The sequence below is a fragment of the Proteiniphilum sp. UBA1028 genome, from assembly GCF_002316955.1.
GTDB lineage: Bacteria > Bacteroidota > Bacteroidia > Bacteroidales > Dysgonomonadaceae > Proteiniphilum.
On sequence record NZ_DCEN01000039.1, the window covers coordinates 24,823 to 25,979 of the forward strand.

The window sequence follows — 1,157 nt, forward strand, 5'->3', positions numbered from 1 at the left end:
TTATACGATATGTCCGAAATAATGGTTTCCATCTATACGGAACCGGAAACAATTCTTTTACTTCTTTCAAAGTGCACCGAGTTTTTAATTGATTACTGCCGTGCATTGAAAGCAACGGGCACAGCCGGCGTTATTATGGCGGAGCCTGCGGCGGGGCTTCTTTCCAACGAAGACTGCCTTCTCTATTCATCTCATTTTGTAAAGCAGGTGTCAGATGCAGTGCAGGATGATGACTTTACGCTGATCCTGCACAATTGTGGTAACGGCGGACAATGTACCCATGCAATGATTGAAAGCGGAGCAAATGCTCTGCATTTCGGCAACGCCATAGATATTTGCGAAGCCCTGCAGGAGTGTCCTCCAGGACTGATTGTGATGGGTAATCTGGATCCTGTGACTGTTTTTAAACAGTCTGATCCCGGCAAAGTAAAACAGTCGGCACTGGATCTCTTGAATCTGACAAAAAGTTATCCTAACTTTGTTATATCCAGCGGATGCGATCTTCCGCCACACACCCCTGCGGAGAATATCCATGCTTTCTTTGAGGCGGTGGATGAGTTTAATCAATCTCTATGAGGGAGGTGAAAGATGCCGGAACCGTTTCAATATTTTCAGTTTTCGTTCAGGGACGTTGCTCCTTCTTCCGACGAGCTCTTTCGATTTATTCACTCCTCCGGCATAGAAGAGCATCACCCTGCAAAAATTTTCGTTGAGGAGATACTCCGGAAGTTAGAGAACATGGAAGGCATTTCAGGTGGATATCAGCTGAAAAGAGATGTAACCGTATCGGGGAAAGAAGGATTGATTGCCGTGGAAGGCAACGAATTATATACAGGAAAACAAATTGCAGGATATCTGAAAGACGCCGCATCATTGGCCGTTTTTGTGTGTACGGCAGGGCCTGCCTTCACAAATATTGCCAGAACAATGAATACCAACGGCGATGTGATGGAGGCATATTTGCTTGATGCGATTGGCTCGCTTACGGTTGAAAAGGCTATGGATCTAATTCAACAGCATCTTGCCGATAAGATGAAAGCAGAAAACTTGCATATCAGCAACAGATATAGTCCGGGATACTGTAACTGGGGGCTGAATGAACAGAAAAAATTGTTTTCGCTGATGGGGTGTGACCAGGTGGGTGTAACACTCACCGA

2 protein-coding genes are annotated in these 1,157 nt (G+C 45.5%); both read left to right on the top strand.

Going from position 1 to position 1,157, the window contains the following annotated elements:
• Positions 1–576 (top strand): uroporphyrinogen decarboxylase family protein (locus B3Z75_RS06600; protein WP_294068852.1); only part of this gene is annotated, 576 nt, incomplete at its 5' end.
• A 12-nt stretch (positions 577–588) separates the two neighbouring features.
• Positions 589–1,157: hypothetical protein (locus B3Z75_RS06605; protein WP_294068854.1), on the top strand; the 569-nt coding region annotated here is incomplete at its 3' end.